Below are 24187 nucleotides of genomic sequence, written 5' to 3' on the forward strand. Positions count from 1 at the left end.
TTCTCTCGCGGTAACGGTAGCCAGAAACTGGCTAAGAATAATCCTAAAGAGAAGTGTATCGCAGCACTATCCCTCTGTCACCTGGCTGGTTGCGGATGATCGCGACGATAGAGCGTCCATTCGTCGATCACTTCGCCACCGGGCAGTTTGCACTCGGTACGGACACCCTGCGGGCTTTGAACGGGGATCTGTTCTCCGCCTTTTTCCAGGCAGTAAACGGAAGCCGGGTTTGCCATCCCCACGGTATGCGGTGGTTTCGGCGCATCCGGTGGCGTTGTTTTTGCGGTGCAGGCCACCAGCGGGAGCGCCAGCGCAAGAAGCAGAACTCTCATCTCATTGATCCTTTTGACATCATCTTTGCCTAAGGGTAACGGCTCGCCGCCACTTTCTCCATGATTTCTCCATTTTAACTGCACTTTTTATCGCTAACGTGTTGTCTGTTCTCGATTTGACCAGAGAACATCATTCCGTAATCAAGATGTCTTTGCCCCGGCCTCAACGTCGGGGCTTTTTTTCCCGCCCGCCCCTCTTCCCTCTGCGTATATTAAATTTCCCCTATTCATGTTTTACTATGCCTGAAGTCTAAAAATTCAGCATAACATGCAGATGCAGACGTCTTCTGCGTGGGAGTCAATCTACGTCATGTCGGATATTATCCTTGCCCGTGTTTCAGAAACCCTCGCCACTGAACAATCCCTGGAAAGTCTCGTTCGTCAGCTGCTGGAAATGCTGGAGATCGTCACCGACATGGAGTCGACCTACCTGACGAAGGTGGATATCAAAGCACGGCTGCAGCACATCCTCTATGCCCGCAACAGCAAGCAGATGACGATCCCGGAAGGGCTGAGCGTGCCATGGGATGAGACGCTGTGTAAGCGCGCGCTGGATAGCGAAACCCTATTCAGTAACGATGTTCCCGAACGCTGGCCTGAGTGCGAAGCGGCGAAAGCGCTCGGCATTACCACTTACATGAGCATCCCTGTCCATCTTGCTGACGGTTCGCTTTACGGCACGCTCTGCGCCACCAGCACGGCAAAGAAACCCCTCAGCACACGCGGTGAACAGATGCTAAAACTCTTCGCCGGGTTGATTGGTCAGTACATTCAGAAAGAGTCTCTGGTGACTCAGCTCCGTGAAGCCAATGCGGCGCTTATTGCGCACTCCTACACGGATGCCCTTACAGGTTTACCCAACCGTCGCGCCATTTTTGAGGATCTGACCACTCTGTTTTCACTGGCGCGACACCTGAAACGTAATGCCATCATCGCGTTTATCGATCTGGATGATTTTAAACTGATTAACGATCGATACGGGCATGAAGCAGGCGACCAGTTCCTGATTGAAGTGGGCAAGCGTTTGACCGCCGAAAAACAGCAGGACGATATCATCGGCCGGCTGGGCGGCGATGAGTTTCTGGTGGCCTCGCTGAGTAATACCAACCATGAGGAGCAAATTAACCTTCTCAGAACGCGCCTCAGCGCCCGAATTGCAGGGGAATACTGGCTGGGCAGCGTCAGCATCATCTATCCTGGTGCCAGCCTCGGCGTGATCGAAGTGGACCCTGGCGTAACGGATCCCGATAGCGCGTTACGCGCCGCGGACATCGCGATGTATCAGGAGAAGAAAGGAAAAAGCAAAACACGCTTTCTCACTATGGATTAACCCCGTACACTCTACGGCGTTACAGAAACCGAAACAGGTGATGATATGAGAATAGGGATCCTCTTCCCGGTCGTTATTTTTATAACGGCGGTGGTTTTTCTGGCGTGGTTTTTTGTCGGTGGTTACGCTGCACCGGGAGCATAAATGAGAAAAACGACGCTCGTTATGTTGATCGTTGCCGTCGTGGCGTTTGCCGGCACGCAGCTTGGCTGGTGGTAACCCCCACTACGTAAAAAGGCCGCCATCTGGCAGCCTTTTTTAACGCTTCAGGTTTTAGCTTTTGATCTTTCTGTAGATAAACAGCACAACCAGCGCGCCGATCACCGCGACCGCGAAACTGCCGAAGTTAAAGCCATCGACCTTACCAAAACCGAACAGCGTACTGATCCAGCCGCCGACTACCGCGCCGACAATACCCAGTATTATGGTGACGATAAACCCACCGCCATCTTTGCCCGGCATGATCCACTTCGCCAGAATACCCGCAATAAGCCCAAAGATAATCCAGGATAAAATTCCCATAACTTTCCTCTCTGTATGGTTTTTGTCATTAAATCAACGACACAAAAAAGGATAGCACAGGATCTGAGAAAGGAAATTTGTGATACCCCTCACAGAGAGAGTCTGCGCGTTTCTTCATCAACAGCCTTCCACATGAAATGTGGGGTTGCATCTTTTATTGAGAAAGATTATCTTTCTCAACACTGAATAGTTGAGAAAAATACTCAGGTATTCAGTACGACATTGCTCACATTGCTTCCAGTATTTCTTGCCCACTTTTGAGTGGGCTTTTTTTTTGCTCATACCCCTACAAAAGCGTAACGATTACGTCCGGCGCGTTTGGCCTGGTAGAGCGCCTGGTCGGCGGCAATAATGATATCCTGCTGACTCCCTGCGATGTCGACGGCACGCGCGGTAGAAACCCCAATGCTTACCGTAACGCGCCCGAAGGGGCTAAAAGCATGTTCGATTTGCCGTGAAAAGACAGTGCGAATAATCGTCTGCGCAAGGCGGAGCGCCTCCTGGATATCCGTTGCCGGTAATATCAGCGCAAACTCTTCCCCGCCATATCGCGCCACAAGCTGATTGTCGCGGGTGAGGCTCTCCCTGAGCGTATTACCCAGTACCGCGAGACAACGGTCCCCTTCCGGATGGCCGTAGTTATCGTTGTATTTTTTGAAGTAATCCACATCCACAATCAGCATTGATATCGGCGCGTCATCTGCGGCGCAACGCGCGATGTCCGAGAGGATTTTTTCATCAAAGGTGCGACGGTTATAAAGCCCGGTCAGCGCATCCTCAGACGCAATAATCTTCAGCGCGTTATTATCCCGCGTTTTTCTGGAGAGGTCGGAATAGAGAAAATACGACGCCACAATGAGTATGGCGGTAAAAACGAAAATGAGTACGGCGAGCTGAATCGCCTGCTTGCGCCAGGGTGAAAGAGCTTCATCAATGCTGACGGCAACCGTGGTGACCAGTCCGTAGCGTCTGTTTTTCTCATAGGCATAAATGCGCTCGATTTTATCGAACCGGGAGACGGAGCTGGCTATCCCCGTATTTTGTACCTTTAGGTATTTCCTGAAGAGAGGTGAATCCGAAAAAATCGTGCCGATATAGGTATTTTTGAAGGGATGGCGAACCAGCAGCACGCCTGACTGTGTCGTTAAGCCAATCACGCCTGAGTGACCGATATTAATTTGCCCATAGAGCGCCAGAAAATTCTCGATACCCAGCGTCACCACCACGACACCGTTAAATGCACCGGTGGGCGTTTCAAGGCGCCGGCTAATGGTTATGACCCATTTGCCGTTGGTTCTGCTGACCACGGGCTCACCAATAAAAATCTGCTGGCTTTTATTTTCCTGATGATAAACAAAAAAAGACCTGTCGGAACCTTTGCGCGGCCCCGCAAACGTTTCATGCAATGCGGTGAAAATATCGCCATGCGCATCGTAAACAACCACATTATTAATCTGAGAAAGAAGATTATCCTGATTGCTTATCATCCGCTGAATATTGGACGCCTGCTGCGGGGTCATGCCATAAATTTCGATTATGTCGGAAACGGTAGCTATGAGCATTTCGCTTTGGCGCATGATCCCCTCAGTGTAGACATCCAGGGTATGGCTGAGGTTAGCAACGCTGGTATTAATTTGCTGGATTGACTGCTGTCGGGACGTGGCAATCTGGACGGCAAGCGACAGCGAAATAATCAATGAGACAATGATGACGGTAATGGTTGTTGTGTAAAAAGTATTTTTCACATGCACGAGCTTTTCCACCTTATCACGCCTGATATCCCTGGCTGACAACTCTCGTCACTGTAACAAAGCTCAGGTTAAGAGGAAAATGAATTGCACTTAAGCGTAACGGCTGCCGTTATTATCAGACTTGTAGCTTACCCTGCCTGTGTTAAGATTTGTGAAATCAGGGAGCGGACGGGGTATCTGGAAAATGAAAAAAATCATTGCCGTTGCTATCGTTTCAACGCTTCTGGTCCTCCTGTCTCTTTATGCGATCAATGCTGCCATCGTGAGTCAGCAAAAAATCAAACAACGTGAAATTTCGCATACTCTTTTACGTTATTCCGAAAGTTTGTCTCAAAACGTGGCGCAGTCTCTTAAAAGCATGACCACCCAGGGATGCGACAAAGCCAGCCTCGATCGCTACCGGCAGATAAAACTTGAAAGCCTCTATTTTGCAGACATCGGTTTTATTGAAAAGGGAAAAATAGCCTGCACTGCTTTTTGGGGAAAACTCGCGATCCCAGTTCCCCTTCCAGCGGAACTCCATAAAACGCCCAGAGGATTCCTGCTGGCGCAATTTTCCAGAAAAGATTTTTTTACGGGCAACGCGGCCATCTATAATAATCTTATTATCTTCACTTCCCGCTATGCTTACGATAAATTCACCCCGATTACGGCAAGCTATTCTCTCAGCACCACCACCAAAGACTTTGGACGAACTTTTTTTTCGGCTACGCCTGAGTTGGCACAGCAGAGTTGGCTACCTGCCTCGTTGTTTACCCTTACCCACACACAGTGCAGCAGTGCCTGGGATTTATGCGTTATAGTGAAGCATCACAACGCAGGACTGGCGGCGTTATCTCCGGCTGTGCTTATCATTCTCGCGATCATTTTATATTTCATCTGGATTGCGATAACGCTATTTTTCTTTCGCATCAATGAGGATCGGTTCTCACTGGAGCGGACGCTGGTCAAAGCCGTTATTACCAACACCATTGCCGTTCACTACCAGCCGATTGTCCGGGTTCAGGATAAAAAAATCGTAGGGGTGGAAGTTCTGTCGAGATGGCGCGATCCAAAGCACGGTGACGTCTCACCGGAGCTGTTTATTCCATTGATTAAGAAGATTGGCCTGTATAAAAAATATTATATTAACATCCTTGAAAAATCGCTTTCAGACATTGCCCCGCTGGCCAATAAGCATCAGCTGGTTGTTTCACTCAACGTTGGCCGTACGGAAATTGAAGACGGACAGTTTATTCGCATTTTACGCAATGGCTGTTTGGCCAATCACATTCCCCTTTCGCTGATAAAAGTTGAGCTCTCTGAAAAGGCGGTATCCGCGGCGAATATCCTGGAGGCGTTCTGCCGGGAATTAAATTCGCTTGGTGTGAAAATATCCATTGATGACTTCGGAGTGCAAAACTCGAACCTGGCCAGACTGTCGCATCTTGAATATGATGAAATCAAAATCGACAAGTCGCTGGTCGATGGCATCAGCGAGCATTATAAGCAGAATATATTCGTCATTTTTAGCGACGCTCTGGCTAAGCTGAATAAAACCCTTGTTTTCGAAGGGGTTGAAAGTGAAATACAGTATCGCTTCATTGCTGAGAGATATCCCGACGCTTTTGTTCAGGGTTGGTATTTCTCAAAATCCGTCACCCGCAGCGGGCTGGCGAAGCTGCTTGTTGGCGTAGTGCGGTAAAGCGGGATGTCAGGTTGCGTGATGCCAGGCAGTATCGCATAGCATCATCGCGTTGCGGCAGGCTACTCGTTTCCCCACTGATTAAGGAAATTCGCAATATCATCAATACGTTCGGCAAGAACTCCTGCTTCACGCGCCATCTCTTGCTGGGCGTCCTCACCAATCTCTTCATTATTTGATAAACGCGTAAGCAGCAGCTGGAAATAATGCGCCAGCGCGTCGTGTTCTGACTCGCTCACGGACTGCTCGGTTTCCGTCACGTACTCATCGACGATGTCATAATATTTCAGTGGGATATCGTTGTTCATAACAGTCTCATATCTGACCTGTAAGGGTGAAGCCATAAGTATATCGGACGACACACGCCGACCATAGCACTGCTTCAGATAAGTAGCGCAAGGAGAGCAGCGAGGGCCGGGATGGCCTGCACGTATAAAATTTTTCTGCTGGCAGTCGCTGCGCCAAAGAGTCCGGCAACCAGCACGCAGGCCAGGAAGAAGATGGCGACGTGGATCCCTTGTTCACCAAGCCAGAGGCTCCAGAGCAGGCCCGCCGCCAGGAACCCGTTGTACAGCCCCTGATTCGCGGCCAGCACGCGGGTTTCACGCGCAAACTCAGGGCTGAGATTAAACGCCTTATGCCCCGTTCGGGTATTCCACAGAAACATTTCCAGCACAAGAATATAGAGATGAATTAACGCAACGACAACGATAAGGACAGTGGCTAACATCGTGCTGTCTCCCGCAGGCAGAGGCAAAAAAAACGGGAACCCTCAGGCCCCCGTTACTGTTTAACCCAGAATCTGGATTACATGTTCGCGATAATCGCGTCGCCAAACTCTGAACATTTCAGCAGCTTAGCGCCTTCCATCAGACGTTCGAAATCGTAAGTTACGGTTTTCGCGTTGATCGCGCCTTCCATACCTTTAACGATCAGGTCTGCGGCTTCGAACCATTCCATATGGCGCAGCATCATCTCTGCGGACAGGATGATAGAGCCTGGGTTCACTTTGTCCTGGCCTGCATATTTAGGCGCAGTACCGTGGGTCGCTTCGAACAGGGCGCACTCGTCACCGATGTTCGCGCCTGGGGCGATACCGATACCGCCAACCTGTGCTGCCAGGGCGTCAGAGATGTAGTCACCGTTCAGGTTCATACAGGCAATCACGTCGTATTCTGCAGGACGCAGCAGGATCTGCTGCAGGAACGCATCGGCGATCACATCTTTAATGATGATCTCTTTGCCGGTGTTCGGGTTCTTGATCTTCTGCCATGGGCCGCCGTCGATCAGCTCACCGCCGAACTCTTCGGTCGCCAGCTGGTAACCCCAGTCTTTGAACGCGCCTTCGGTGAACTTCATGATGTTGCCTTTGTGAACCAGGGTCACAGAGTCACGGTCGTTGGTGATCGCGTATTCGATTGCCGCGCGCACCAGACGCTTGGTCCCTTCTTCGGAGCACGGCTTGATGCCGATACCGCAATGCTCAGGGAAGCGAATTTTCTTCACGCCCATCTCTTCGCGCAGGAATTTAATCACTTTTTCTGCGTCAGCAGAGTCCGCTTTCCATTCGATACCCGCGTAGATGTCTTCTGAGTTTTCGCGGAAGATAACCATGTCGGTCAGTTCAGGGTGCTTAACCGGGCTTGGGGTGCCCTGATAGTAACGAACCGGACGCAGACACACGTACAGGTCCAGCTCCTGACGCAGTGCCACGTTCAGGGAACGGATACCGCCGCCGACTGGGGTGGTCAGTGGGCCTTTAATAGCAACGCGGTAGTCGCGGATCAGGTCCAGCGTTTCTGCTGGCAGCCAGACGTCCTGGCCATAAACTTGAGTCGATTTCTCACCGGTGTAAATTTCCATCCAGGAAATTTTACGCTCGCCTTTGTAGGCTTTCTCAACAGCGGCATCAACCACTTTCAGCATTGCCGGGGTAACGTCTACACCGATGCCGTCACCTTCGATGAACGGGATAATCGGATTGTGAGGAACGTTAATCTTGCCGTTTTGCAGGGTGATCTTTTTACCTTCCGCCGGAACAACTACTTTGCTTTCCATTAACCTCTCCTTCGAGCGCTTCTGGTTGTTACTGATCTTATGTTAATAAATTGTAATGAGCCCTTCGATAGTACCTGATTGTCCTGCGCCATGAAAGGTCTTCGTTATTAGGCTATAATGCGGCAATTGATAACGCCTGAAAATACCATGAAGAAAACTTCTTTTACAAAACACCGGGTTGAGCGATTCAGCTCGCGACAAGCCACCAGAAGACCCCAGCAAACCCAGCCGAAGCGGGTGATTTTGTTCAATAAACCCTACGATGTTTTGCCGCAGTTTACCGATGAGGCCGGACGCAGCACGCTGAAGGACTATATTCCCGTTCAGGGCGTCTACGCAGCCGGGCGTCTGGACCGCGACAGCGAAGGCCTTCTGGTCTTAACCAACGACGGCGCTTTACAGGCGAAGCTTACGCAGCCAGGCAAACGCACCGGCAAAATTTACTTCGTGCAGGTCGAAGGCGAGCCGGATGAAGAGACGCTGGCGAAACTGCGCAGCGGCGTGACGCTGAACGATGGCCCCACCTTGCCCGCCGGTATTGAACGCGTGAATGAACCAGAGTGGCTGTGGCCGCGTAACCCGCCCATTCGCGAGCGCAAATCCATTCCGACAAGCTGGCTCAAAATCACCCTGTATGAAGGCCGCAACCGCCAGGTTCGCCGCATGACTGCGCACGTCGGCTTCCCTACTCTGCGTCTGATTCGCTACGCCATGGGCAGCTACACGCTGGAAACACTGGCAAACGGCGAATGGCGCGACGTTGCCCCTTAAGGAGAAACGATGTTTAAACCCCATGTCACCGTCGCCTGCGTGGTTCACGCGCAGGGTAAATTCCTTGTTGTCGAAGAGAGCATCAACGGCAAGGCGCTGTGGAATCAGCCTGCCGGGCATCTTGAAGCCAATGAAACTTTACTGCAGGCGGCGAAGCGCGAGCTGTGGGAAGAGACCGGCATTCGTGCTGAGCCCCGGCATTTCATCCGTATGCACCAGTGGATTGCGCCTGACAGCACGCCATTCCTGCGCTTTTTATTCGCCGTTGAGCTTAGCGAAATGTGCGCCACTGAACCGCACGATGACGATATCGATCGCTGCCTTTGGGTGACCGCCGACGAGATCCTGAGCGCGCCAAACCTGCGCTCGCCGCTGGTTGCGGAAAGCATTCGCTGCTGGCAGTCAGGCGCACGCCTACCGCTGGATGTCATCGGAGAATTTAACTGGCCGTTTACAGAGGGTGTCAACGGTGGGGGGGCGTGATAGAATACGCCGCCTTGAAGTTCAATGTCGTGAGTATTCCATGTCAGATAACAGCCAGAAAAAAGTGATCGTCGGCATGTCCGGCGGTGTCGATTCCTCCGTTTCCGCCTACCTGTTGCAGCAACAGGGCTATAAGGTGGAGGGTCTGTTCATGAAGAACTGGGAGGAAGACGATGGCGAGGAGTACTGCACCGCCGCAGCGGATCTCGCCGACGCGCAGGCCGTATGCGACAAGCTCGGCATTGAGCTGCACACCGTTAACTTTGCCGCAGAATACTGGGACAACGTTTTTGAACTCTTCCTGGAAGAGTACAAAGCGGGCCGTACGCCGAACCCGGATATTCTGTGCAACAAAGAGATCAAATTTAAAGCCTTCCTGGAATTCGCCGCGGAAGATCTGGGCGCTGACTACATTGCGACCGGTCACTACGTGCGTCGTGCAGACGTGAATGGCAAAAGCCAGCTGCTGCGCGGCCTCGACGGCAATAAAGACCAGAGCTACTTCCTTTATACGCTGAGCCATGAACAGATTGCGCAAAGCCTGTTCCCGGTCGGCGAACTGGAAAAACCGGAAGTGCGTAAAATTGCGGAAGAGCTGGACCTGATCACCGCGAAGAAAAAAGATTCCACCGGCATCTGCTTCATTGGCGAGCGCAAATTCCGCGACTTCCTGGGCCGCTACCTGCCCGCGCAGCCGGGTAAAATTGTCACCGTTGATGGCGATGAAATTGGTCAACATCAGGGGCTGATGTACCACACCTTAGGCCAGCGCAAAGGCCTGGGTATCGGTGGAACCAAAGAAGGCAGCGAAGATCCATGGTATGTGGTCGACAAAGATGTCGAAAACAATATTCTGGTTGTCGCCCAGGGGCACGATCACCCGCGTCTGATGTCCGTTGGCCTTATCGCGCAGCAGCTGCACTGGGTCGACCGTGAGCCGCTGAAAGGCACGCTGCGCTGCACGGTGAAAACGCGCTACCGTCAGACCGATATTCCTTGCACCATTACCGCGCTCAATGACGATCGCATCGACGTCCGTTTCGACGAGCCGGTCGCCGCCGTCACCCCGGGCCAATCTGCCGTCTTCTACAGCGGCGAAATCTGCCTGGGCGGCGGGATTATTGAACAGCGCCTGCCGCTGCCCGCTGTTTAACCGATTGCACACATAAAGGAGACCGTGTGGCGAAGAATTACTATGACATCACCCTGGCGCTGGCAGGAATTTGCCAGTCTGCCCGTCTGGTGCAACAGCTGGCGCATCAGGGTCACTGTGACGCTGATGCCCTGCACGTTTCGCTGAACAGCGTTATCGATCTCAACCCCGGCTCCACGCTGGGGGTTTTCGGCGGCAGTGAAACCAATCTTCGTCTCGGTCTCGAAACCCTGCTTGGGGTGCTTAACGCCAGCAGCCGTCAGGGGTTAAACGCGGAACTGACCCGCTACACGCTGAGCCTGATGGTGCTTGAACGTAAGCTGAGCGCCGCAAAAGGCGCGCTCAATACCCTGGGCGATCGTATTGCCGGATTACAGCGCCAGCTCGACCATTTTGACCTGCAGTCCGAAACGCTGCTCAGCGCGATGGCCGGCATTTATGTTGACGTCATCAGCCCGCTGGGCCCGCGTATTCAGGTCACCGGTTCCCCTGCCGTGCTGCAAAGCCCGCAGGTGCAGGCGAAGGTTCGCGCCTCCCTGCTGGCAGGGATCCGCGCCGCCGTGCTGTGGCATCAGGTTGGTGGTGGTCGCCTGCAGTTAATGTTTTCTCGTAATCGCCTGACCACTCAGGCAAAACAAATTCTTGCTCATTGTTAACCTCCCGGAGTTGCGAATTATGGAATTATCCTCACTGACCGCCGTATCCCCTGTCGATGGACGCTACGGCGATAAAGTCAGCGCGCTGCGCGGGATCTTCAGCGAATATGGTTTGCTGAAGTTCCGTGTTCAGGTTGAAGTACGCTGGCTGCAAAAGCTGGCCGCCCAGGCAGCAATCAAGGAAGTTCCTGCTTTTGACGAAAAGGCAAACGATTACCTTGATAAAATCGTTGCTGAGTTTAGTGAAGAAGATGCCGCGCGCATTAAGACCATTGAACGCACCACCAACCACGACGTGAAAGCGGTTGAGTACTTCCTGAAAGAGAAAGTGGCAAGCGTCCCGGCTCTGCACGCGGTATCTGAGTTCATTCACTTCGCCTGTACTTCCGAAGATATCAATAACCTCTCTCACGCGCTGATGCTCTCTACCGCGCGTAAAGAGGTGGTACTGCCTTACTGGCGTAAAATCATCGACGCGGTGAAAGCGCTGTCCGTGGAATACCGCGACATTCCGCTGCTTTCCCGCACGCACGGCCAGCCAGCCACCCCATCCACCATGGGGAAAGAGATGGCAAACGTGGCGTACCGTATGGAGCGTCAGTATCGTCAGCTGGAGCAGGTTGAAATCCTCGGCAAAATCAACGGCGCGGTCGGTAACTATAACGCCCACATCGCCGCCTACCCGGAAGTGGACTGGCACCAGTTCAGCGAAGAGTTTGTGACCTCGCTGGGCATTCAGTGGAACCCGTACACCACCCAGATTGAGCCGCACGACTACATCGCCGAGCTGTTTGACTGCATCGCGCGCTTCAACACCATTCTGATCGACTTCGATCGTGACGTGTGGGGCTACATCGCGCTGAACCACTTCAAGCAGAAAACCATCGCCGGTGAAATCGGCTCCTCCACCATGCCGCACAAAGTGAACCCAATCGACTTCGAAAACTCCGAAGGCAACCTGGGCCTCGCGAATGCCGTGCTGCAGCATATGGCGAGCAAACTGCCGGTTTCCCGCTGGCAGCGCGACCTGACCGACTCCACCGTTCTGCGTAACCTGGGCGTGGGTATTGGCTACGCGCTGATCGCGTATCAGTCCACCCTGAAGGGCGTGAGCAAGCTGGAAGTGAACCGTGACCGTCTGCTGGACGAGCTGGATCACAACTGGGAAGTGCTGGCAGAGCCGATTCAGACCGTAATGCGCCGCTACGGTATCGAAAAACCGTACGAGAAGCTGAAAGAGCTGACCCGCGGTAAACGCGTTGATGCCGAAGGTATGAAGCAGTTTATCGACGGTCTGGCACTGCCGGAAGAAGAGAAAACGCGCCTGAAAGCGATGACTCCGGCGAACTACATTGGCCGCGCCATCACCATGGTCGACGAGCTGAAGTAACACCTCTTCCCCCCCTTTCCGCCCGGAAAGGGGGTTGCTTTTCCTCGGTTTACTGAATGTTTATCCCCACAGCAACATAATCAGCGTTAAACTATTCATACTATTTATTCTGGGAGAAAAGATGATGCGCGTACTGGTTGTTGAGGATAACGCATTGCTACGCCACCACCTGAAAGTTCAGCTTCAGGAGATGGGACATCAGGTGGACGATGCGGAAGATGCAAAAGAAGCCGATTATTATCTCAATGAACATCTGCCGGATATCGCCATTGTCGATTTAGGGCTGCCTGATGAAGACGGCCTGTCGTTAATTCGTCGCTGGCGCAGCCATGATGTTTCTCTGCCGGTTCTGGTTCTGACGGCACGCGAAGGCTGGCAGGACAAAGTTGAAGTGCTCAGCGCCGGTGCGGATGATTACGTCACCAAACCGTTCCATATTGAAGAAGTGGCGGCGCGCATGCAGGCACTGTTACGCCGCAACAGCGGGCTGGCCTCGCAGGTTATCTCGATTCCACCGTTCCAGGTCGATCTCTCCCGACGCGAGCTCTCCATTAATGATGAAGTGATCAAGCTGACCGCGTTCGAATACACCATCATGGAAACGCTGATCCGCAACAGCGGCAAAGTGGTGAGCAAAGACTCCTTAATGCTCCAGCTCTACCCGGATGCGGAACTGCGAGAAAGCCATACCATTGACGTGCTGATGGGCCGTTTGCGTAAGAAAATTCAGGTGCAGTATCCGCAGGATGTGATTACGACCGTCCGCGGTCAGGGCTACCTGTTTGAATTACGCTAAATGAAACGAATTTTGCGCCACATTCTCCCCCTCTCGCTGCGGGTTCGCTTTTTGCTGGCGACGGCCGCGGTGGTGCTGGTGCTGTCGCTCTCCTACGGCATGGTCGCCCTGGTGGGTTACAGCGTCAGCTTTGATAAAACGACCTTTCGGCTTTTACGCGGCGAAAGCAATCTGTTTTATACCCTGGCTAAATGGGAAAACAACCAAATCACCGTTGAAATGCCGGAAAACCTTAATCAGCAGAGCCCTACTTTAGCCCTGATTTACAACGAGAAGGGAAAGTTATTGTGGGCGCAGCGCGATATTCCGTGGCTGCTCAAAAGTATTCGCCCGGAGTGGCTCAAAACCAACGGTTTTCATGAGATTGAAGCCGATCTCAACACCACCAGCACGCTGATCCGCGAAGATCGCTCTCTGCAGCAGAAGCTCAATGAAATTCGCGCTGATGATGCCGAGACGGAGATGACGCACTCCGTGGCGATCAATATTTACCCTGCCACAATGAACATGCCGCAGCTGACCATTGTGGTAGTCGACACCATTCCGGTTGAGCTAAAACGTTCTTACAGGGTCTGGAGCTGGTTCGTTTATGTTCTGGCCGCCAACCTGCTGCTGGTGATCCCGCTGCTTTGGGTAGCGGCATGGTGGAGCCTGCGGCCCATTGAATCCCTGGCGCGAGAGGTACGCGAGCTGGAAGAGCATCATCGCGAAAAGCTCAATCCGGCAACCACCCGCGAGCTCACCAGCCTGGTGCGTAACCTCAATCGCCTGCTGAAAAGCGAGCGCGAGCGCTATGATAAGTACCGGACTACTCTAACCGACCTCACCCACAGCCTGAAAACGCCGCTGGCCGTGATGCAAAGCACCCTGCGTTCCATGCGCAGCTCAAAGCTGAGCGTCGACGATGCCGAGCCGGTAATGCTGGAACAGATCAGCCGAATCTCGCAGCAAATTGGCTACTACCTGCACCGCGCCAGCATGCGTTCCGGCAGCGCCCTGCTGAGCCGCGAGCTGCACCCGGTGGCTCCGCTGCTGGATAACCTCACGTCGGCCCTCAATAAGGTGTATCAGCGTAAAGGGGTGAACATCAGCCTCGATATTTCGCCTGAGATCAGCTTTGTCGGCGAAAAGAATGACTTTATGGAAGTGATGGGCAACCTGCTGGATAACGCCTGCAAATACTGTCTGGAGTTTGTGGAAGTCTCGGCGCGTCAGACGGACAACGAGTTACATATTATCGTTGAAGATGATGGCCCGGGGATCCCACGTAACAAACGTGATGTCGTGTTCGATCGCGGTCAGCGAGCGGATACGCTGCGCCCCGGTCAGGGCGTGGGATTGGCCGTCGCTCGCGAGATTGTTGACCAGTACGATGGCAAAATCGAAACCAGCGAAAGCTTGCTGGGCGGGGCCAGAATGGAAGTGATTTTTGGTCGTCAGCAGCCCACATCGGACGATAGTTAACCCGTTATGTGAAAAATGCGAGGATCTCGCAGCCGGGGGCCTGAGCTTCCGTTATAATCCGAGTCAGTAAGAGCCTGCGGAATAAAAAAATATGGATTATCACTTAACACTTAACTGGCCCGAGTTTATTGAACGTTACTGGCAAAAGCGCCCGGTGGTTCTGAAACGCGGGTTCAGCAACTTTGTCGACCCTATCTCGCCTGACGAACTGGCCGGCCTGGCCATGGAAAATGAAGTCGACAGCCGCCTGGTCAGCCACCAGGACGGGAAATGGCAGGTCAGCCACGGTCCTTTCGAAAGTTACGATCATCTCGGCGAAAGCAATTGGTCGCTGCTGGTGCAGGCGGTTAACCACTGGCACGAGCCGACTGCCGCGCTAATGCGCCCGTTCCGCGCCCTGCCCGACTGGCGCATGGACGATCTGATGATCTCATTCTCCGTACCTGGCGGCGGCGTGGGTCCGCATCTGGACCAGTACGACGTGTTTATCATTCAGGGTACGGGCCGCCGCCGCTGGCGCGTGGGTGAAAAAGTGCCGATGAAACAGCACTGTCCGCATCCGGACCTGCTTCAGGTGGATCCGTTTGAAGGCATTATCGACGAAGAGCTGGAGCCGGGCGATATCCTCTACATTCCGCCAGGATTCCCGCACGAAGGTTATTCCCTGGAGAACTCGCTCAACTATTCGGTTGGGTTCCGCGCGCCGAGCGGACGCGAGATGATCAGCGGATTTGCTGACTACGTTCTGCAGCGCGAGCTGGGCAGCTATCGCTACAGCGATCCGGACGTGCCTGCACGCGAACATCCTGCGGATATTCTGCCAGAAGAACTGGATAAGCTGCGCGGCATGATGCTGGATTTGATTAACGAGCCCGAACATTTCAGACAGTGGTTTGGCGAGTTTATCAGCCAGTCTCGTCATGAGCTGGACGTTGCGCCGCCGGAGCCGCCTTATCAGGCTGACGAGATTTACGACGCGCTCCAGCAGGGCGATAAGCTGGTACGTCTGGGCGGATTGCGCGTGCTGCGCATTGGTGAGGAGGTCTACGTCAACGGTGAGAAGCTCGACTCCCCGCATCGCCCGGCGCTGGAAGCCATTGCCAGCCATATGGTGCTGACAGCCGAAACCTTTGGCGACGCGCTGGAAGATCCCTCCTTCCTCGCGATGCTTGCCGCGCTGGTCAACAGCGGGTATTGGTTCTTTGAGGACTGAGTCGCTTTAATGCCCGGTGGCGCTTCGCCACCGGGCTTTTCTTACCGCTTCGCGGTCAACTCCGCTATCCGCACAATCACCTTCACCGCTTTTTCCATTCCTTCCAGCGTCACGAACTCGTGCTTGCCGTGGTAGTTGTAGCCACCGGTAAACAGGTTCGGACACGGCAGCCCCATGAACGACAGCTGCGAACCGTCGGTACCACCGCGAATTGGTTTTAATACCGGCTCAATATCGCAGTCGCGCATCGCCTGCTGAGCGATATCCAGAATATGCGGATACGCCATCACCTTCTCGCGCATATTGTAATAGCTGTCTTCAATGATCAGCTCAATATAGCAATCCGGGTGTAAACCTTTGCCGACCTTTTTGGCGATCTCCATCATCTTACGCTTGCGCGCTTCAAAGGCTTTGCGGTCGAAATCGCGGATGATGTAGTGCATCTGCGCGCTGTCTACGGTGCCTTTGATGCTGGTCAGGTGATAAAAACCCTCATATCCTTCGGTCTGCTCAGGGCTCTCATCCGCCGGGACTTCCGCATGAATGCGCGATGCCAGCGACAGGGCATTTACCATCACACCTTTTGCGGAGCCTGGGTGAACGTTGTTCCCCACAATCTTGATCGTCACCGACGCCGCATTGAAGTTCTCATACTCCAGTTCGCCCACGCCGCCGCCGTCGACGGTATAGGCCCACTGCGCGTTAAAGGCCTCAACGTCGAAATGTTTCGCCCCTTTCCCTACTTCTTCGTCCGGCGTGAAGGCGACGCGTATATCTCCGTGCGGAATATTTTTGCCTTTCAACACCGCCAGCGCCGTCATGATTTCCGCGATGCCCGCCTTGTCATCCGCCCCCAGCAGCGTTTTACCGTCGGTAGTGATCAGCGTCTGGCCGAGCAGTTGATGCAACACCGGGAACATCACCGGTGACAGCACTTCGTCGCCAATACCCAGCGCAATATCACCGCCGCGGTAGTTTTCAACTATCTGCGGGTTCACATGTTTACCGCTAAAATCCGGAGAGGTGTCGACATGGGAGATAAAGCCAATCGCCGGAATATCACCCGCAACATTCGCCGGCAGCGTTCCCATCACAGTGCCTTTTTCGCTCAACGTGACGTTAACCAGCCCCATGGCGTCAAGCTGCTCTTTAAGCAGGTTTAATAGCTTCCACTGGCCTTCGGTGCTCGGCACCTGGCGGACACCCGGCTTAGATTGGGTATCCAGCGAAACGTACTGTAAAAAACGCTCAAGTAATTTATCCATGCAGTCACCCTCACTTTTTGTGACAACATTATCAGTAAGCATCAAAACGCAAATATTGCGTCAGGTCACTTTTATCCCGCAAACGAGAACTTTTTACGTTTATATCTTTATGCGTTAATAAATGTAGCTTATGAATCAGTGACAAGGATTGGCGATTGCAGGGGATTGCCGTAGAATGTCCGCCCTCATTACGAGTCACCAAGGTGGTTACACACAAACCCCGCTTCAGTCTGCTGCCTGAGGCGTCTATATGGGACAGCGCAAAAATTGAATACACAATCCCGTTCTCGTTCACCGCTGGTGCAACTGGAACGAATTCGTAAAAGCTTTGATGGCAAAGATGTCATTTCCGACCTCAACCTGACCATCAATGATGGTGAGTTTCTGACGCTGCTTGGCCCCTCCGGCTGCGGCAAAACCACCGTACTGCGCCTTATCGCCGGGCTGGAAAGCGTTGATAATGGCCGCATCCATCTTGAGAACCAGGACATTACCCAGGTTCCTGCCGAAGATCGCCACGTCAATACCGTCTTTCAGAGCTACGCTCTGTTCCCGCACATGACCGTGTTTGAGAACGTGGCGTTTGGCCTGCGCATGCAAAAAACGCCGGCTAATGAGATCGAACCGCGCGTCACCGACGCCCTGCGCATGGTGCAGCTTGAGACGTTTGCCCAGCGAAAGCCTCACCAGCTCTCAGGCGGCCAGCAGCAGCGAGTGGCCATTGCCCGCGCCGTGGTCAATAAGCCGCGCCTGCTCCTGCTGGATGAGTCCCTCTCCGCGCTGGACTACAAGCTGCGCAAACAAATGCAGAACGAGCTGAAAGCGCTTCAGCGCAAGCTCGGTATTACGTTCGTTTTTGTCACCCACGATCAGGAAGAGGCGCTGACCATGTCCGACCGCATCGTGGTGATGCGCGACGGCAAAATTGAGCAGGACGGCACCCCGCGTGAAATTTACGAAGAGCCGAAGAACCTGTTCGTCGCCAGCTTCATAGGTGAGATCAATATCTTCGACGCCACGGTAATTGAGCGTCTGGACGACCAGCGCGTGCGCGCGAACGTGGAAGGACGCGACTGCACCATCACCGTGAACTTTGCCGTCGAAAAAGGCCAAAAACTCAACGTCCTGCTCCGCCCGGAGGATCTCCGCGTTGATGAGATCCACGACACGGCCGACGTCGAAGGCCTGATCGGTTACGTTCGCGAACGTAACTATAAAGGGATGACCCTTGAATCCGTTGTCGAACTGGAAAACGGCAAGATGGTGATGGTCAGCGAGTTCTTTAACGAAGACGACCCTGACTTCGACCATTCTCTGGACCAGAAAATGGTTATCAACTGGGTAGAAAGCTGGGAGGTTGTGCTGGCTGATGAAGAACACAAGTAAGTTCCAGAACGTGGTCATTGCCACTATCGTCGGTTGGCTTGTGTTGTTTGTCTTTTTACCCAACCTGATGATCATCGCCACCAGCTTTTTGACCCGCGACGATACAAACTTCGTTTCGCTGGTCTTTACGCTGGATAACTACGCGCGCCTGCTCGATCCGCTCTATTTCGACGTACTGCTGCACTCGCTGAATATGGCGCTGATCGCCACCGTGGCCTGCCTGCTGCTGGGGTATCCTTTTGCATGGTTCCTCGCGGGCCTGCCGCAAAAGGTTCGCCCCCTGCTGCTGTTTCTGTTGATTGTGCCGTTCTGGACCAACTCGTTGATTCGCATCTACGGGCTGAAAATCTTCCTCAGCACCAAAGGCTACCTCAACGCGTTTCTGCTGTGGCTGGGGGTGATTGATACCCCGATACGCATCATGTTTACCCCAGGCGCGGTGATTATTGGTCTGGTTTATATCTTGCTGCCGTTTATGGTGATGCCGCTCTATTCCAGCATTGAGAAGCTCGATAAACCGCTGCTGGAAGCGGCAAAAGATCTGGGGGCCAGCAAGCTGCAGACCTTTATCCGCATTATCATCCCGCTGACCATGCCCGGTATTATTGCGGGCTGTCTGCTGGTGATGCTCCCGGCGATGGGCCTGTTCTACGTATCGGACCTGATGGGCGGGGCGAAAAACCTGCTGATTGGTAACGTGATCAAGAGCCAGTTCCTCAACATTCGCGACTGGCCGTTCGGCTCCGCGACCAGCATTACGCTGACGGTGGTGATGGGTCTGATGCTGCTGGTCTACTGGCGCGCTTCTCGCCTGCTCAACAAGAAGGTGGAACTCGAATGATCGGTCGACTGCTTCGCGGCGGTTTTATGACCGCCATTTACGCGTATTTATATATCCCGATTATCATTTTGATCGTGAACTCGTTTAACAGCTCGCGGTTCGGGATCAGCTGGCAGGGCTTTACCACCAACTGGTACAGCCTGCTGATGAACAATGACAGCCTGCTGCAGGCCGCTCAGCACTCGCTGACGATGGCGATTTTCTCCGCCACCTTCGCGACGCTGATTGGCTCGCTCACCGCCGTGGCGCTGTATCGCTATCGCTTTCGCGGCAAGCCGTTCGTCAGCGGCATGCTGTTTGTGGTGATGATGTCGCCGGACATCGTGATGGCGATTTCACTGCTGGTGCTGTTTATGCTGCTGGGCGTTCAGCTGGGCTTCTGGTCGCTGCTGTTTTCCCATATCACCTTCTGCCTGCCGTTTGTGGTGGTGACCGTGTACGCCCGCCTGAAAGGGTTCGACGTACGCATGCTGGAGGCGGCGAAGGATCTGGGTGCCAGTGAGATGACCATCCTGCGCAAAATCATTCTGCCGCTGGCGATGCCTGCCGTCGCCGCCGGATGGCTGCTCAGCTTTACGCTGTCGATGGATGACGTCGTGGTCTCCTCCTTCGTGACCGGGCCGAGCTACGAAATTCTGCCGTTGAAGATCTATTCGATGGTGAAAGTCGGCGTTTCACCAGAGGTGAACGCGCTGGCGACCATTCTGCTGCTGTTTTCGCTGGTTCTGGTGATCGCCAGCCAGGTTATTGCTCGTGATAAAACAAAATCTCAGGGGACAATGAAATGAAAAAAATGCTCGCCGCTGCGGCGCTGGTGCTTGGCATGGGTGCCGCACACGCTGATGACAGCAAAACGCTCTACTTCTATAACTGGACCGAATACGTGCCGCCAGGACTACTGGAACAGTTCACCAAAGAGACGGGCATCAAGGTTATCTACTCGACCTATGAGTCGAATGAAACCATGTACGCCAAGCTGAAAACCTACAAAGACGGCGCGTACGATCTGGTCGTGCCCTCCACCTACTTTGTCGACAAAATGCGCAAAGAAGGCATGATCCAGAAGATCGATAAAACGAAGCTAACCCATTTTTCAAACCTCGATCCGGAGATGCTCAACAAGCCGTTCGACCCGAATAACGACTACTCCATTCCGTACATCTGGGGTGCGACGGCGATTGGCGTGAACAGCGAGGCCATCGATCCGAAAACGGTAACAAGCTGGGCCGATCTGTGGAAACCGGAATACAAAGGCAGCCTGCTGTTAACCGACGACGCGCGTGAAGTATTCCAGGTTGCGCTGCGCAAGCTGGGCTATTCCGGGAACACCACCGACCCGAAAGAGATCGACGCGGCTTACAACGAGCTCAAAAAACTGATGCCTAACGTGGCGGCGTTCAACTCTGATAACCCGGCCAACCCGTATATGGAAGGTGAAGTAAACCTGGGGATGGTGTGGAACGGCTCTGCGTATGTTGCGCGCCAGGCCGGTACGCCTCTGGAGGTCGTCTGGCCGAAAGAAGGCGGGATCTTCTGGATGGACAGCCTTGCCATCCCGGCCAACGCGAAAAACGTGGACGGTGCGCTGAAGCTGATTAACTTCCTGCTGCGCCCGGACGTGGCGAAACAGGTTGCCGAAACTATCGGCTACCCGACGCCAAACCTCGCCGCACGCAAGCTGCTGAAGCCTGAGGTGGCTAATGATAAGTCGCTCTACCCGGATGCCGGCACCATCAGCAAGGGTGAATGGCAGAACGACGTTGGCGACGCAAGCCGCCTCTACGAAGAGTATTATCAGAAGTTAAAAGCGGGCCGATAAAGGACGCATTCCTCCTCACGCCGTCTGCACGGCGTGAGGAGACATTACCCTACCGCATTCTCCCCCGCCCATATTGTCGCGCTTCTCATCGCCTCGACCACCTCGTTCTCCGCAAGGCCCAGCGTGTGACTCAGCCTTGTAGCCTCCTCCCACTGCTGCTGTTCATAGCAACGACAGAGGGCAACCATATCGGCTAACGCCCCCTCCTGATGACACAGCGCGTTGCTCACGCTCTGAGGCACCGCGATCTGCTTCATCAACTCCGCCATCGGCAGCTCAAGAAGAGTATCGAGCAGCGAAAACAGACCGCACATGAAGCCATTTTCAGCCAGCAGCGGTTCGTTCATCTTCCCGGCTATCAGCTCACAAAATTTCCCGCGCATCATACTCAACGGGTAAAGCTCGCTGACGGTGTCATTGCCCGCGCTTGCCAGAACCACAACGGCAACAAACCGTCTCAGCTGGTTCTCACCGAGGTATCTGAGCACTTCGCTCAGGGTTAACTTGCTGAAATTACACGCGCCGACATGTTTAAATGCGGTGTGCTTCATATAGCGCATGATTTTCCAGGAGAGCGTGAGATCGCTTTTTATCAGCGACTCGATAATGCGAAAATCAGGTTTATTGCGTCCGATTTCCATTTGCAGACGGAAAATGGCCAGCTGATTTTGCGATAAGCGTTTATATTTAATGACCTCCGGACGGCAGAAAAAATAGCCCTGAAAAAGAGAAAACCCTTCATTCCGGAATTGAATGAATTCCTCTTTAGTCTCAATTTTTTCAGCGAGATAATTTATATGTTCTGTCTGATGTTTACGCGATGCCAGATACTGTTTAATTTGCGCTAAGGTATAATTTCTGACATCGAATTTCAGAATGGAAATATAGGGCAAAAAAGCATCCCATTCTGGCGCGAGAGTAAAATCATCCAGCGCGAACTGATAACCGTGCGCATGCATCTCCTTGACGGCCTGCAGCAGCTCAGCCCCCGGCTCCGCATCTTCCAGAATTTCAATGACTACACTCTTTTTATCCAGCGCTTCTCCGCTACGGTCGATGACCATCCTGGAGGGGAAGTTAATAAATGACGTATGTTCCCCGGCGATCCGCTGGGAGGGCACGCATAAAAACTGATCGGATATCATTCGGGATGTAGCATATTCCGCCGATACATCCGGAAAACGGTTTGTCATTCCCTCTCTGAAGAGCAGTTCATAGGCAACCGTCTTCATCTCCGGGTTAAAAATGGGTTGTCTGGCGATAAATCCGTACATATCCCATCCTCCTCTACCACTTAATATTTATTAGCATCCCCTTTCTACACGACAATAACGAGCATTATTAAGCGCTATTTTGATTGAATGCACAAAATAAAAGCATCCACACTAATTAACGGGAATTATATTTCTCTTGTTGCGAATGGTAATAGCCTTTTTTGCAGCGCTTTTATAAACAAAAAAGCACCCGTTTATTGGGTGCTTGTTCAGGCTATCGCTATTACAGCCCTTTCAGCAGCTTGTCGACAAACTCCGGCACGACCGCGCTTGCCAGGCCATAGTGCTTCTCTTCAAACTCGCTGCCCACCTGGCTCGGCTCCAGGTTCAGTTCTACCGTATGCGCGCCGTGCAGTCGCGCTTCGTGAACAAACCCGGCCGCCGGGTAGACGTGACCAGAGGTGCCAATAGCAATAAATACGTCGGCCATCGCCAGCGCGCTGTAGATCTCATCCATGCCCAGCGGCATTTCGCCAAACCAGACCACGTGCGGGCGCAGGCGCGCAGGGAACTGGCAGCAGTGGCACTTGTCCTCTGGCAGCACGTCTTCTTTCCAGTCCAGCACCTGACCGCTCCAGGCACAGCGAACCTTGAGCAGCTCACCGTGCATGTGGATGATGTTCTTGTTGCCGGCCCGCTCGTGCAGGTTATCGATATTCTGCGTCACCAGCAGAAAACGATCGCCAAGCGCCTCTTCCAGCTTCGCCAGCGCCAGATGCGCCGCGTTTGGCGCAATCTCAGGCTGCTGAAGCTGGCGACGGCGGGCGTTATAAAACGCCTGCACCAGGTCAGGATCCCGGGCAAAGCCTTCCGGCGTCGCCACGTCCTCTACACGGTGCTCTTCCCACAGCCCGTCCGCCGCACGGAAGGTACGAATTCCTGACTCGGCGGAGATCCCCGCCCCGGTCAGCACCACCACTCTGGGTTTATCCATCGCTTCTGGCATCATTCTGTCTCTGAAAAAAATCCGCTGGCGCAAGCGCTCACGCAAGCGGCGTTTATTTTTGCGAAAACGGCTGAGTCGACCCTGGCGACGCGACAGCATAAAAACCTCGTAAACTAATCGGTAAGATGAAGGAATGCGGCTCCGCGCATGCCTCCTGCGTCCCCGTGTCGCGCGCGTTCAATGCGCGGCACGCGGGCGACCGGCAATAAATGTCGGGGCAAACGCCCGGACAGCTGTTCCGTAATCGCAGTAAAGTTTGACAGCCCTCCCCCGATCACCAGCAGATCCGGGTCGACGATGGTGAGAATATTCCCCAGACACACCGCCAGCAGATCCAGATAGCGCTCGACGTGCTCACGCGCCTGCGCATCCCCTTGCTCCCACAGGGTAATGATTTGAGGGGCTTCAAGTTTCTGATGATAGAAGTGTTCATAAAGCCATGCAAACCCGCGTCCTGAGAGATAGTTCTCGATGCAGCCATGCTGGCCACAGCCGCAGCGGGTCAGCGGGAAATCACGCCCTACCACCTCCAGCGCATCCACCGGCAGACGGATATGACCAAACTCCCCGGTGATGTAGCTGCGACCGGTAATCGGCTTGCCGTTGATGACAATCCCTCCGCCGACGCCCGTGCCGAGGATCAGCCCCATCACCAGCGGATAGCGGCGGAACTCATCGTCCCAGGCTTCAGAGAGGGCAAAGCAGTTGGCATCGTTGTCTAAACGCACGTCGCGTTCAAGGAGAGCGGAGAGATCGGCGCGCAGCGGTTTACCGCTGGCCGCAGGCACGTTGGCGGCGTATAGCGTGCCGTCATCGGTTTCCGGCATCCCCGGAATACCGATGCCGACGCTGCCTTTCACGCCGAAGCGTTCGTCGGCTTGCGCCACCAGCGCGGCAATAGCGGTTAAAAATTCGTCGTAGCTTTCGCGCGGCGTGGGAACGCGGGTTTCCCACTGCAGTTTGAGATTTTTATCAAACACGCCGAGCGCAATCTTGGTGCCGCCAATATCAAATCCATAATACATAGTGCATTCCTCTTTCTGACATAGCGGC

25 protein-coding genes are annotated in these 24187 nt (G+C 53.7%); 15 read left to right on the plus strand and 10 right to left on the minus strand.

Translation table 11 applies throughout. The features are described from left to right. Positions 1-77: 77 nt before the first annotated feature. Positions 78-332, minus strand: a complete 255-nt coding sequence (locus tag D5066_RS01345) for a putative hemolysin (RefSeq protein ID WP_119914830.1) — start codon at positions 330-332, stop codon at positions 78-80. Positions 333-642: 310 nt separating this feature from the next. On the opposite strand from D5066_RS01345, the gene D5066_RS01350 reads away from it, so the two are divergent. Then, the gene (locus D5066_RS01350) at positions 643-1662 is read left to right on the plus strand and encodes a sensor domain-containing diguanylate cyclase (protein ID WP_080328153.1); all 1020 of its coding nucleotides are present in this window, start codon (positions 643-645) and stop codon (positions 1660-1662) included. Positions 1663-1707: 45 nt separating this feature from the next. Next, entirely contained in the window at positions 1708-1806 is a 99-nt protein-coding gene (locus D5066_RS01355) for a YoaK family small membrane protein (protein ID WP_014883431.1), read from the plus strand. 129 nt (positions 1807-1935) lie between these two features. Here D5066_RS01355 and D5066_RS01360 read toward each other — a convergent pair whose 3' ends face one another. Both D5066_RS01360 and D5066_RS01365 read right to left on the minus strand, forming a co-directional pair. Further along, positions 1936-2184 (minus strand): GlsB/YeaQ/YmgE family stress response membrane protein, encoded by a 249-nt coding sequence (locus tag D5066_RS01360; RefSeq protein WP_028012758.1) that lies wholly within the window; start codon positions 2182-2184, stop codon positions 1936-1938. Between the two features lie 278 nt (positions 2185-2462). Further along, on the minus strand, positions 2463-3947 hold the full coding sequence (locus D5066_RS01365; protein ID WP_375148691.1) for a sensor domain-containing diguanylate cyclase: 1485 nt from the start codon (positions 3945-3947) through the stop codon (positions 2463-2465). A gap of 172 nt (positions 3948-4119) precedes the next feature. On the opposite strand from D5066_RS01365, the gene D5066_RS01370 reads away from it, so the two are divergent. Then, on the plus strand, positions 4120-5619 hold the full coding sequence (locus D5066_RS01370) for an EAL domain-containing protein (RefSeq protein WP_119914831.1): 1500 nt from the start codon (positions 4120-4122) through the stop codon (positions 5617-5619). Positions 5620-5681: 62 nt separating this feature from the next. On the opposite strand, the gene D5066_RS01375 is transcribed toward D5066_RS01370, so the two are convergent. From D5066_RS01375 to icd, 3 genes are all read right to left on the minus strand, one after another. Further along, positions 5682-5927 (minus strand): DUF2543 family protein, encoded by a 246-nt coding sequence (locus tag D5066_RS01375; RefSeq protein ID WP_080327486.1) that lies wholly within the window; start codon positions 5925-5927, stop codon positions 5682-5684. Positions 5928-6001: 74 nt separating this feature from the next. After that, complete coding sequence (locus D5066_RS01380) at positions 6002-6349, minus strand: DUF1304 domain-containing protein (RefSeq protein WP_119914832.1); 348 nt, start codon at positions 6347-6349, stop codon at positions 6002-6004. 77 nt (positions 6350-6426) lie between these two features. Next, positions 6427-7677 (minus strand): NADP-dependent isocitrate dehydrogenase, encoded by a 1251-nt coding sequence (gene icd, locus D5066_RS01385; protein ID WP_003857898.1) that lies wholly within the window; start codon positions 7675-7677, stop codon positions 6427-6429. A 117-nt stretch (positions 7678-7794) separates the two neighbouring features. Here icd and rluE point away from each other — a divergent pair, with 117 nt between their 5' ends. From rluE to D5066_RS01425, 8 genes are all read left to right on the plus strand, one after another. After that, on the plus strand, positions 7795-8448 hold the full coding sequence (gene rluE / locus D5066_RS01390) for a 23S rRNA pseudouridine(2457) synthase RluE (RefSeq protein ID WP_119914833.1): 654 nt from the start codon (positions 7795-7797) through the stop codon (positions 8446-8448). Between the two features lie 9 nt (positions 8449-8457). Next, entirely contained in the window at positions 8458-8931 is a 474-nt protein-coding gene (locus D5066_RS01395) for an NUDIX hydrolase (RefSeq protein WP_080327489.1), read from the plus strand. Positions 8932-8971: 40 nt separating this feature from the next. Beyond that, positions 8972-10084, plus strand: a complete 1113-nt coding sequence (gene mnmA / locus D5066_RS01400; protein WP_080327490.1) for a tRNA 2-thiouridine(34) synthase MnmA — start codon at positions 8972-8974, stop codon at positions 10082-10084. Between the two features lie 26 nt (positions 10085-10110). Further along, positions 10111-10740: a high frequency lysogenization protein HflD gene (gene hflD / locus D5066_RS01405; protein WP_013097081.1), complete on the plus strand. Its 630-nt coding sequence runs from the start codon at positions 10111-10113 to the stop codon at positions 10738-10740. A 19-nt stretch (positions 10741-10759) separates the two neighbouring features. Next, entirely contained in the window at positions 10760-12130 is a 1371-nt protein-coding gene (purB, locus tag D5066_RS01410) for an adenylosuccinate lyase (protein WP_080327491.1), read from the plus strand. Between the two features lie 124 nt (positions 12131-12254). Further along, positions 12255-12926, plus strand: a complete 672-nt coding sequence (gene phoP / locus D5066_RS01415; protein ID WP_080328155.1) for a two-component system response regulator PhoP — start codon at positions 12255-12257, stop codon at positions 12924-12926. Then, entirely contained in the window at positions 12927-14390 is a 1464-nt protein-coding gene (gene phoQ / locus D5066_RS01420) for a two-component system sensor histidine kinase PhoQ (RefSeq protein ID WP_080327492.1), read from the plus strand. 91 nt (positions 14391-14481) lie between these two features. Then, positions 14482-15603: a ribosomal protein uL16 3-hydroxylase gene (locus D5066_RS01425; protein WP_119914834.1), complete on the plus strand. Its 1122-nt coding sequence runs from the start codon at positions 14482-14484 to the stop codon at positions 15601-15603. 41 nt (positions 15604-15644) lie between these two features. On the opposite strand, the gene pepT is transcribed toward D5066_RS01425, so the two are convergent. Then, positions 15645-16868 carry a peptidase T gene (gene pepT, locus D5066_RS01430; RefSeq protein ID WP_080327494.1) on the minus strand — a complete coding sequence of 408 codons (1224 nt, stop codon included), beginning with the start codon at positions 16866-16868 and terminating at the stop codon, positions 15645-15647. Positions 16869-17105: 237 nt separating this feature from the next. Between pepT and potA the strand changes: the two genes are divergently transcribed. Genes potA through potD form a run of 4 tightly spaced genes read left to right on the plus strand, consistent with a single transcriptional unit; the run spans position 17106 to position 20914 of the window. Continuing rightward, entirely contained in the window at positions 17106-18254 is a 1149-nt protein-coding gene (potA, locus tag D5066_RS01435) for a spermidine/putrescine ABC transporter ATP-binding protein PotA (protein WP_167553793.1), read from the plus strand. Further along, complete coding sequence (potB, locus tag D5066_RS01440; RefSeq protein ID WP_080327496.1) at positions 18238-19095, plus strand: spermidine/putrescine ABC transporter permease PotB; 858 nt, start codon at positions 18238-18240, stop codon at positions 19093-19095. The genes potA and potB overlap by 17 nt, the downstream gene beginning before the upstream one ends. Next, positions 19092-19883 (plus strand): spermidine/putrescine ABC transporter permease PotC, encoded by a 792-nt coding sequence (potC, locus tag D5066_RS01445; RefSeq protein ID WP_080327497.1) that lies wholly within the window; start codon positions 19092-19094, stop codon positions 19881-19883. The genes potB and potC overlap by 4 nt, the downstream gene beginning before the upstream one ends. Continuing rightward, positions 19880-20914 carry a spermidine/putrescine ABC transporter substrate-binding protein PotD gene (gene potD, locus D5066_RS01450; RefSeq protein ID WP_119914836.1) on the plus strand — a complete coding sequence of 345 codons (1035 nt, stop codon included), beginning with the start codon at positions 19880-19882 and terminating at the stop codon, positions 20912-20914. Before potC ends, potD begins: the two co-directional genes overlap by 4 nt. 44 nt (positions 20915-20958) lie before the next feature. Here the strand turns inward: potD and D5066_RS01455 are convergent, their stop codons facing one another. The 3 genes from D5066_RS01455 to nagK all read right to left on the minus strand — a co-directional run bounded on the left by D5066_RS01455 (position 20959) and on the right by nagK (position 24159). Continuing rightward, complete coding sequence (locus tag D5066_RS01455; RefSeq protein ID WP_119914837.1) at positions 20959-22188, minus strand: EAL and HDOD domain-containing protein; 1230 nt, start codon at positions 22186-22188, stop codon at positions 20959-20961. Between the two features lie 223 nt (positions 22189-22411). Next, a complete protein-coding gene (gene cobB / locus D5066_RS01460; protein WP_080327500.1) occupies positions 22412-23233 on the minus strand; it encodes a Sir2 family NAD+-dependent deacetylase in 822 nt (273 codons plus the stop codon). A 14-nt stretch (positions 23234-23247) separates the two neighbouring features. Then, positions 23248-24159 (minus strand): N-acetylglucosamine kinase, encoded by a 912-nt coding sequence (nagK, locus tag D5066_RS01465; RefSeq protein ID WP_080327501.1) that lies wholly within the window; start codon positions 24157-24159, stop codon positions 23248-23250. Between the last annotated feature and the right edge of the window lie 28 nt (positions 24160-24187).

Origin of the sequence: Enterobacter chuandaensis, from assembly GCF_003594915.1 — a bacterium.
Classification (GTDB): domain Bacteria; phylum Pseudomonadota; class Gammaproteobacteria; order Enterobacterales; family Enterobacteriaceae; genus Enterobacter; species Enterobacter chuandaensis.

Excerpts from the sequence above, each read along its gene's own strand:
- icd (WP_003857898.1), bottom strand. The coding sequence starts at position 7,677 with ATGGAAAGCAAAGTAGTTGTTCCGGCGGAAGGTAAAAAGATCACCCTG.
- rluE (WP_119914833.1), top strand. The coding sequence starts at position 7,795 with ATGCGGCAATTGATAACGCCTGAAAATACCATGAAGAAAACTTCTTTT.
- D5066_RS01345 (WP_119914830.1), bottom strand. The coding sequence starts at position 332 with ATGAGAGTTCTGCTTCTTGCGCTGGCGCTCCCGCTGGTGGCCTGCACC.
- potC (WP_080327497.1), top strand. The coding sequence starts at position 19,092 with ATGATCGGTCGACTGCTTCGCGGCGGTTTTATGACCGCCATTTACGCG.
- D5066_RS01355 (WP_014883431.1), top strand. The coding sequence starts at position 1,708 with ATGAGAATAGGGATCCTCTTCCCGGTCGTTATTTTTATAACGGCGGTG.
- phoP (WP_080328155.1), top strand. The coding sequence starts at position 12,255 with ATGCGCGTACTGGTTGTTGAGGATAACGCATTGCTACGCCACCACCTG.
- D5066_RS01375 (WP_080327486.1), bottom strand. The coding sequence starts at position 5,927 with ATGAACAACGATATCCCACTGAAATATTATGACATCGTCGATGAGTAC.
- D5066_RS01455 (WP_119914837.1), bottom strand. The coding sequence starts at position 22,188 with ATGTACGGATTTATCGCCAGACAACCCATTTTTAACCCGGAGATGAAG.
- D5066_RS01425 (WP_119914834.1), top strand. The coding sequence starts at position 14,482 with ATGGATTATCACTTAACACTTAACTGGCCCGAGTTTATTGAACGTTAC.
- pepT (WP_080327494.1), bottom strand. The coding sequence starts at position 16,868 with ATGGATAAATTACTTGAGCGTTTTTTACAGTACGTTTCGCTGGATACC.
- nagK (WP_080327501.1), bottom strand. The coding sequence starts at position 24,159 with ATGTATTATGGATTTGATATTGGCGGCACCAAGATTGCGCTCGGCGTG.
- D5066_RS01370 (WP_119914831.1), top strand. The coding sequence starts at position 4,120 with ATGAAAAAAATCATTGCCGTTGCTATCGTTTCAACGCTTCTGGTCCTC.
- cobB (WP_080327500.1), bottom strand. The coding sequence starts at position 23,233 with ATGCTGTCGCGTCGCCAGGGTCGACTCAGCCGTTTTCGCAAAAATAAA.
- potD (WP_119914836.1), top strand. The coding sequence starts at position 19,880 with ATGAAAAAAATGCTCGCCGCTGCGGCGCTGGTGCTTGGCATGGGTGCC.
- D5066_RS01360 (WP_028012758.1), bottom strand. The coding sequence starts at position 2,184 with ATGGGAATTTTATCCTGGATTATCTTTGGGCTTATTGCGGGTATTCTG.
- potB (WP_080327496.1), top strand. The coding sequence starts at position 18,238 with ATGAAGAACACAAGTAAGTTCCAGAACGTGGTCATTGCCACTATCGTC.
- phoQ (WP_080327492.1), top strand. The coding sequence starts at position 12,927 with ATGAAACGAATTTTGCGCCACATTCTCCCCCTCTCGCTGCGGGTTCGC.
- D5066_RS01350 (WP_080328153.1), top strand. The coding sequence starts at position 643 with ATGTCGGATATTATCCTTGCCCGTGTTTCAGAAACCCTCGCCACTGAA.
- D5066_RS01380 (WP_119914832.1), bottom strand. The coding sequence starts at position 6,349 with ATGTTAGCCACTGTCCTTATCGTTGTCGTTGCGTTAATTCATCTCTAT.
- purB (WP_080327491.1), top strand. The coding sequence starts at position 10,760 with ATGGAATTATCCTCACTGACCGCCGTATCCCCTGTCGATGGACGCTAC.
- D5066_RS01395 (WP_080327489.1), top strand. The coding sequence starts at position 8,458 with ATGTTTAAACCCCATGTCACCGTCGCCTGCGTGGTTCACGCGCAGGGT.
- mnmA (WP_080327490.1), top strand. The coding sequence starts at position 8,972 with ATGTCAGATAACAGCCAGAAAAAAGTGATCGTCGGCATGTCCGGCGGT.